This window comes from Paraburkholderia hiiakae, assembly GCF_904848665.1.
Classification (GTDB): Bacteria; Pseudomonadota; Gammaproteobacteria; order Burkholderiales; family Burkholderiaceae; genus Paraburkholderia; species Paraburkholderia hiiakae.
The window spans coordinates 897,109-905,301 of the sequence record NZ_CAJHCQ010000001.1 but is presented as its reverse complement, the minus strand read 5'-3'; the positions used below and the strand labels follow the sequence as shown (position 1 = coordinate 905,301).

Annotated in this window: 7 protein-coding genes; 1 reads left to right on the top strand and 6 read right to left on the bottom strand. The window is 54.3% G+C overall.

Annotated elements, in window-relative coordinates; genetic code table 11:
- Positions 1 to 447, top strand: a 447-nt coding sequence (locus JMY28_RS03935) for a tyrosine-type recombinase/integrase (RefSeq protein ID WP_407945463.1), incomplete at its 5' end; no start/stop codon positions are given.
- A gap of 239 nt (positions 448 to 686) precedes the next feature.
- On the opposite strand, the gene JMY28_RS03930 is transcribed toward JMY28_RS03935, so the two are convergent.
- The 6 genes from JMY28_RS03930 to JMY28_RS03905 all read right to left on the bottom strand — a co-directional run bounded on the left by JMY28_RS03930 (position 687) and on the right by JMY28_RS03905 (position 8,193).
- Positions 687 to 1,145: a hypothetical protein gene (locus tag JMY28_RS03930; RefSeq protein ID WP_201694565.1), complete on the bottom strand. Its 459-nt coding sequence runs from the start codon at positions 1,143 to 1,145 to the stop codon at positions 687 to 689.
- A 1,363-nt stretch (positions 1,146 to 2,508) separates the two neighbouring features.
- Positions 2,509 to 3,465, bottom strand: coding sequence for a hypothetical protein (locus JMY28_RS03925; RefSeq protein WP_201694564.1), 957 nt, complete (start codon positions 3,463 to 3,465; stop codon positions 2,509 to 2,511).
- A gap of 2 nt (positions 3,466 to 3,467) precedes the next feature.
- The gene (locus JMY28_RS03920) at positions 3,468 to 4,658 is read right to left on the bottom strand and encodes an AAA family ATPase (protein ID WP_201694563.1); all 1,191 of its coding nucleotides are present in this window, start codon (positions 4,656 to 4,658) and stop codon (positions 3,468 to 3,470) included.
- A complete protein-coding gene (locus tag JMY28_RS03915) occupies positions 4,655 to 5,770 on the bottom strand; it encodes a DUF262 domain-containing protein (protein ID WP_201694562.1) in 1,116 nt (371 codons plus the stop codon). The genes JMY28_RS03920 and JMY28_RS03915 overlap by 4 nt, the downstream gene beginning before the upstream one ends.
- Before the next feature lie 213 nt (positions 5,771 to 5,983).
- Positions 5,984 to 6,520, bottom strand: coding sequence for a hypothetical protein (locus JMY28_RS03910; RefSeq protein ID WP_201694561.1), 537 nt, complete (start codon positions 6,518 to 6,520; stop codon positions 5,984 to 5,986).
- Complete coding sequence (locus JMY28_RS03905; protein WP_201694560.1) at positions 6,517 to 8,193, bottom strand: DEAD/DEAH box helicase family protein; 1,677 nt, start codon at positions 8,191 to 8,193, stop codon at positions 6,517 to 6,519. Before JMY28_RS03905 ends, JMY28_RS03910 begins: the two co-directional genes overlap by 4 nt.

Below are 8,193 nucleotides of genomic sequence, written 5' to 3'. Positions count from 1 at the left end.
GATCCTGCGGTGGCTCCAATACGCCGATCATCGAGTGGCCCGATTGCGCCGATCATCCGGTGGCTCGATTACGCCGATCCCGGAATGGCTCGAATATGCCGGTCAGTGACAACGGGTCGGGACCGCAGAAAGCCTATGAGTGGCGCGGCGATCAATGCCGCGCTCCAGCGGCTGGGCTTCGACACGAAAACCGAAATTACCGGCCATGGATTTCGGGCCATGGCCCGGACCATCCTGCATGAGCGGCTCCGCTTTCCGGCCGAAGTCATCGAGCACCAACTCGCCCATCGAGTTCCCGACTCACTCGGCGGCGCCTACAACAGGACACGTTTCATTGACGACCGGGTCGCGATGATGCAGGCATGGGCTGATTACTTGGATCGACTAAAAGCAGGGGCGGAGGTCGTGCCGATCCGGCAGCGAGATTTTTTGAGGGAAGGGTCCTAATGTGCCGAGTCCCTAGTCGGGCTTTTCGGCGGCCGTGCCGCGTGATGCTATATACCGCGCAATACCGTTGAAAGGCGATGTGCAATCGACGGACCAGGCGAGTGCGCAGAAATATAGATGTTTTATTGGCTCCCCGCCATCTACTGGCCGATTCGCGCAGTGCTCTTGCTTCGTCGGATCACGTTTGGATGCGTTGTGATGGCGTCTATGTTGCTGATTCGATTGCATCGCCGTCAGGTTCAAAGGTCTTCAGTATCAGGTCTGATTTGGAAGCTGAACGCATCCTGGATGACCATCGAGCCGGGTTTGCGGTTTTCGCGCTCCGTCTTCGACTGGGATGCGAGGCGGGTTTGCTGACCAGCCGCGGGCTTAGCTGATTGATTGTGGGAAGTATTCGTGCGGTTGCGAGCGCCGGATGTGCCATCCATTCGACGAGTGGTACCCCTTCGCCTCTTCGCTTCCTGCAGTGCGTATCGGAGTGCACTGGCCGTTACGTCGATACCTGCCCGCTTTGCCTGATCTATCAGTTGCTCGACCGAATAGCCTTTGGCGCGAGCCGCATCGATGTGGACGCGCACGTTTGGCATTGCATCTCGCACGGTGATGCGCTGCTCCGACGGAGGTTTTTCCGGTAATGCATCGAGCAACCGTACGAACTCATCCCATTGGGCTTTCGTGTACATCTTCGGTGCAGGCATGGTGGCCTCCGTTTCCATTGGGCGATCGGGTGTTTCTAACGATCCTGCATGCCATTGGTTAGCCCGTCAACGCCATACTCATGCGGGATGTGGACGCCTGCGGCGCGCATTGGACGGCCACGAGACGCATCGGAACACGGCATTTTTCCGGTCAGTGGTGGAGGAGCCGCGTTGGATTTCAGGACATGCATTGTGGCAGCGCTACTCGTGGACTTCGACGAGCCGGTTTAGCCATCGAGCGAATATGCAGCATTGGATCGCGCAGAACGTAATCGCGGATGGCTGTCCTGTCGAATTCGTTTGTGATCCAGCTTTTCATTTGTGGCAATCAGTCTTCGCGGGCTTCCCCCTATTCCTTGCACTACTGCGCTGAATCTAACGACCGAAGACAGACTAAACGACGGTCTTTCCAACAGACCCGCGATCTCGTGCTACGCCAGTTCGGTAGCGTTTGGCGCCGCTTACGCAAACGTTTCAAATTGCACGATGAAGATAGAGGGAAATTGAGGTATTGCAGGATAGGTACGCGCCGGTTTTGGGCGCCATCTACGAGACTGGTCGTGTTGACCCATGGTTCGCTACGCATCTGCGTACGCCCAGAGCCGCTAAATGAACCGTGCTGCAAGGGCGAAAAAATTACGGCATGAGCCGCTTAACGTTGATCAATGGATAGGCAGAGACGAGCGTAGCTGTTCTGAAAGCGCCGCTCGATGAGCATTTGCCGTCTTACGGGGTTGGCAATAGAGCTGCCCCTGTCTGCAGATGGATCGGTTGACGACGATTCATGTGCTCGACAGCTGCAAAAAAGTTTGCACCCAAAACCATAGTCCGGCGACCGTTGTCCGCCGCCTCGCGCTCATTTCACATCTCTTCAAGGTTGTCTGCGAGGAGTAGTGACTGGAGTGTCTTTCCAACCCCGTCGAGCTGGCTAGCAAGCCTACGTAAAGACCGAACCCCGAGAGACGCGTCGATCGACGGACTTACTCACGTAAAGGTAGGTTCTGCGTCTGCGTTTTGGCGGCCCTGATCGACATCGCAGTCGAAAGATGGAAGCGAATTGTTCTTCCTGGCGCGTGCCGACGTAGTGCCTTGAGCGTTCGAGAGGGCGGAAGCATGAGCCAGGAAGGCTTACGGGGATCGCGCTAATGACATATCGACAGTCTTCAAATTTTTGATTGACCTATGTTTCCATGACTTGCGGCATGAAGCGAAATCATGGCTCGTCGAAAAATTTCCTCTCAATGAACTGACGACAATCACTGGTCGTCACGATACAAACCATGCGCTACTATCATCCAAGTACCGAGGATTTCGCGCGAGTATTTGCCCAGATTTCTAGCCTGGCGATCTTGCAGTCTGCATGTTATTTTTTTGTAATCTTCGGTCCAATATAAAATATCTTTAATGTTTTTTGCGCAGACTCCATCGGCCAAGGAAAATGAACTCTGAACTGCGGCGTTTTTATTTTTCCATGCCACGGACAAAAATGGTCCTCGCCATCATCGGAATCTCTAAATGTCAATTTAGATCGGAAGTCATTTTCATTTCCGTCAGATTCACCGGAAAACCACGCTTTCTCACCCGAAAAGTGCTCATTAATTAGACGTTGAGTCTCAGTAGAATAAGTTCCATCTGCGTTTCTCGATTCAACGAATTCTTGCAAAACACGGAGAAGCTCAAAGAGTCGCTCGACCACGTAAGGGATGAACGGTTCGCCTCGCAGGATCTCCGATATATTAGAGCTAAAGGCAAGACGATCAAAACGACGCTTAGCGCGCTCGATAACTTGCTCCCAGTTTTGAGGCGCAGCCTCCAACCGGTGTGCGTCTGCAAGTAGCTGGTCGACCGTCCAGACGTTCGTCACGTCTAGCTGCCCCAGAGGCGCTTCTGAGAGCCCGTGTGTTATACGCAGCGGGGAGTAATCATAGGCTGCTCCTTGAAAACTGTATGTGCTTGCTGCTGCCCCGATCAATATTTGTCGCGCTGCCTCTCCAGCGCCGGTGTCCGTCGCATCAATTGTCTGCACTTCAAAGTAATCGTCGGCATTGGCTGCACGAGAGTCTTCCCAAAAAGGCCCTTTCGACGCAACCCACTCGAGTACCGCGCGCCGCAGATTCTGGTCGGCACTCTTTTGGACGGCTTCCCTAAAATTTGAGTGTGCCGTCACAGGCGCCTCGCGAAGGCTTTTCGAGCAATGCAGGCCTTCGGCTACCGCAGCCGACTTGTGCCGCAACCGCAGCAGATCTTGAAGCACCCCGAGGAATTCATGGTCCGAGCCAAATTGGCGTTGTAATGACAAATCGTTAACGAACCATTTCATTGTCAAAGCCACCCCGCCAATGCCGCCAAATCCTTTTCGGCTTGATCAAAAAAACCGCTCGGCCAATTGCTAACGTTGCCCTGAGGGTCGAGTTGCGGCGAGATTACATGCGCGGGATCAGACGCATCCTTAGGTCGCGGGTTGAAAAAATGGATTCTTGCCTCATCGTGCGAGAGGATTGTGTTTTTAACAGCCAGGCGAACACCGTTTAGGACATGGTCACTATGAGTCTCTACGATCACCTGAACCCCAGACGCTGCGAGCGTCGCCAGAAAAAGCCCCATTTGAGACTGACCAAGCGGATGCAGGTGCGCTTCAGGGCTGTCGACTACTATCACCTGCCCCTTCTTAGCGAGCAGGCCCGCCACTATGATAGGAAAGGCGTACGTAAGACCGTAGCCGATATTTGCAGGTCTTCGCCAATTGTCGGTTTCACGGTTCCTGAACTCGAGCTGAACCATTTGAGTCCTTGCTATTCGAGCGGCATTCGCCTGTGCGCCGGGAAAAATCTGGCCGAGCCAAGCGTTAACTTGGCGTCGTAGCGTATTGACAGTGTCGCTTGAATTTACTCTTTCAGGCAGAACCGGATCGTCAGCGCAGCGTTCAAACCACCAGGCAGCATACTCGCCATGAACCCCAACGTCGGCATGGATAAGGTTCGGAGTTTGCGGTGTCGGATAGGTGTCGCTCGCTCCGTCCCGAACGGCTGAAATAAACAGCGCTTCGGCAACAGTCTCGCGCAGCTTAACCAGGTCCCCTGATGTTTCAGCGGGCAAAAGATGCTTCAGGTTCGCCAAGGACGGCCCTTCAAGGACCGCCGTAGCGAGAGAGCTATCAACATGCCAAGAACAGTCAATCCGCGCCACGGTAAGCGCGTGGCCATAACTGCGATCGTCCGCGCTGAGCACCCAGTCAACTTTCTCATTCTCTGATTCGACGCCGACTGTCAGCTCTTTCCCACCGCCCTCATGCAATGCCTCACCTGGAGAGCCAAGCTGAACTAAATTGCCGTTCAAGGGCACAACTCGCTCTAGACCGCCATCACGCATTGCTTGGGTGAGAAGAAGCAACGACTGAACCGCAGTAGATTTCCCCGCCGCATTGAATCCAGTCAAAAGCGTGAGGGAACCCAGCGGCAATCTGAGGGCCGCAAAGCATTTAAGGCTTTCAATGTGTAACCGCGTTATCTTCATGATAGCTCTCCGAGAGCCTCCGAGGCGATCGAGAAGCGCGTTCGCACCTGCCTCTTGCTGTTCGTCGAATAAGTGATGGCGTTCACAAATTCTCCGTCAGCGAGCAACTCGCTAACCTGCTCGCGCAATTCTCTTGCATTTCGCTTAACGAAATCCACGTCGACTCGCGAAAGAAGAACGGAATAAACGTCAAACAATGCAATGTTAATCACCGATCTATTAACGGATGTTTCGCCGTTAACGAACGGTAATAGTGATTTTCTAAACGCGTGATCTCCAAACAGCACACGATTGAACTCCATCGACAGCGTGAATCTCTCGAACAGCTCGTCCAGATCTACAGAGTCTTCCTGCATCTTTTCCAGCGCTTGCGCGAGAAAGGCATCCATGTCGCCGCGGTATTTAGTTTCTCCAAGAAGATAAAATGCACAAAATCTGTTGATAGCTTCCCTGTCTCGCATTGACTTGGCATCCAAGGAACGGCCAGTAGCCAAAATGAATTGCTCACTCGTCGCAGCCCGCTTAAGCCAACGCGTCGCACGACCGTTGAATAGGCAATTTCGCATTTGCTGTCGGGTCAGTGGAACACCACTGTTCACGCGCTCGAAGATATCGAGCTTGGCTCGTTCCGGCGCGTTTGCATCCAAGATGTACACGATTAGCTGAGTGTCTTCTATACGCTCCTGCAAATTAATAGGGAGCTCTGAGAAGCGCAGGCCATGAAGCGCATGTGGATCATCTTCTTCGTCGCTGGACGGAAGCGATAGGGCAAAGCCATCCTCTAGGTATCGACTAAAGGTAGTTAGTCGCTGCAATCCATCGACTACAGCGATCTTTCCGGACTTGTCCTCTGCGACATAGAGAACTGGCAACGGGATTCGCATCAAACACGACTCTATTAGCCTCGATTGCTTATCGGTTGGCCAGACGAAGTCGCGCTGGAAGTCTGGATCGAGCTGATATCGGCCCAGCTTGATACGCTTTACGACTTCAGCGACAGTGCGAGTCTCATTGCGAACGAAAACAGAGTCCAGTGGGTAGTCGCCCCAGCCTTCTTCTCGTGTCTCGTCCAAACCCTCTGGATCCGTTGGCTCAGCCGTGGTGTCGATCACTTTTTCATCTCCATGACATAACTTCTGGCATACCGTTCAATCGATTTCTCGCGGCATGCGCCGAGGCACCCGGATCCATTGCACCGACCACGAAACCATCACCGCCATTGAGCGATGGTCTCGAACGTAGCGCCAAACCCTGCAGTATATACGGAAGCCCTCTCGCTTATTACCGTTGCCGACTTGCCGGTCGGTGGCCATCCGCCGTGCACATTAGTCCAGCCATACCACTTGATTTAGCTGAAGCCTAGCCGCGACGTCTCGAATCATGTCCCGTACGCCGTCGTTGGTCGTCCTACCAGTTTCTAGTAGCACGGCAGCGTAGGGGATACCAGACTCAAGTCGATAAGCGCGTTCGAAGACGGAGATGACTATCGCTTTCCAGTCTCGACTGTTCCCCCAACAAATGACTCTACCGTCTAACAGCAATCGGCCGTGTGGCTTGTTGAAGGTTGCTTTGATCGAAAGGGGGCCCTCTCCGAGGCCGGCGGCTAGCAGAGCGGTTTCAGCATCCCCTTCCAACCGCCCCCGAAGGTAAGGTTTTAAGAGGGAATCTTTGATGTAGACGCGGACTTTCCGTGGGTCCATGAAATGCGCCAAGGCGCCGCCGACGTCCTTGTCCTTTGACCAATTTTCGTACCATATTGTGCGGTCGGCATCAGAAAGGGTTGCCCAACCAAGCTCGTCCGCTTTATCCCAGATCTTTTGTCGGATTCGATCCCGGATCTCCTTGGGCATTGCCATACTCATTGAACTGCTCCTGGGGAAGGTGGCAAGGGGAAGTTGAATTCGGGGAGTTCCAACTTCGCGTCGCCCTCACGATTGAACAGGTCAGCCTGATCAAGCAACCATTCAAACATGAAGTGACCGGCGCCCTGATCGGAGAACTGAACGACACGCTCAACCAAGTCAAGGCGCTCAACGTCACCGGCTAACGACTTTTCCAAGTCGATTACTTCAGCAATACGTCGAAGGTCACTAACGAAGTCGAGAACCACAACCTTGTCTTTGTTTGGCGCCAAACGAAGACCACGTCCGAGTTGCTGCACAAAAATCCTACGACTATGCGTGACTCGCATGAACGCAAGCATATCCACGTCCGGCACGTCGACGCCTTCATTGAAGATGTCCACGGTAGTCACCGCATTAACAGTCCCGCGGCGCAACCCGGCCATGGTCTTCTCGCGGTCTCGTGGATCCATTTCGCCAGTAATGTAGGCCGATTTGAAGCCATAGAGCTTTAACATCGCAGAGAAGCTCTTGGCGTGCTCCACTCCCGCGCAAAAGACGATCAAGCTGCGGCGCGATTCGCGACTGAATGTCTCTGCGATGACCCGAGCAGCCTCCTCGTCGCGCGTAGGAATCAGGAGGCGAGTGTTGAGCTCCTTGATTGAATATTCATGGCGCGACTGCTTCCTCACGAACTCCCAATCAATATTGTCGGCCATCAATCTATAGTCGGCCTCGCAGAGGAACCCTTGGCGCAAGCCCTCGTCAATCCCTATCTTCGCCACTGGTTGACCGAGTACGGTGTCGATGTCAAAACGATCACCCCTCCAAGGAGTAGCGGTGGCACCTCCGACCATCGGAGCACCAAGGTCCTCGATCACGCGGCGGAAACTCTCCGACCCAATGTGGTGCGCTTCGTCCACCCAGACCAAACCGAATTCCGGAAGTTTGCCCAGTCTCGGAAGCACGCTCTGCACCGTAGCGAACGTTATCCCATCCCAGAAGGTAGGCTGCTCACTGCCAGTTAGCAAATGAGTTGGAATGTTCTTGGGCAGTTGCTGCCAAAACTCTCGCTGTAACTGTTCGACCAGTTCTCGTTTATCGGCAAGGACCAAGACGCGTCCCGAGTCAATGACACCGTCCCGCAGCAATTGAGCTGTCGTCTCCGCCATTACGACCGTTTTTCCCAGTCCTGTGGCAAGGACGAGTTGACCGCGCCCGGTCTCACGCAACGCAGCGCCCAGACGTTGAACACACACATCCTGGTAGTCCCGAAGCTCACGGCGTGCCCGGGGATATTCGGGACTCCGCCGCATCATCTCCACTAGAGTGCCTGGCGGCAAGGATTCGATCCGGATGCCGAGACGCGCCCAACGATCAATCGCAGCGTTGAGCGCTGGCCCAAAGGCCCGTGACGTTGCAATAGCCAGCCGATCAGCCTCGTAGTAGCGCGACGCCTCTACCACTTCATCCACAGCGTGCGGGTCGGGATAACTATCGCTCGTGAACTTACATTGCACCACCCATAGTTGCCCGTTCTTCACGCCAAGAACGTCAGCGCCGCGGTCCCCCGAACCACCAACGATACGCACGTCCTCGAATGCGTTTTGTACCAGCAGGCGTGCTACATCACGCTCAAAGGCGCGCCATGAACCGTTCAGCAATCTTCGCGAGTCTAAGAAGTAGCCCTCCAT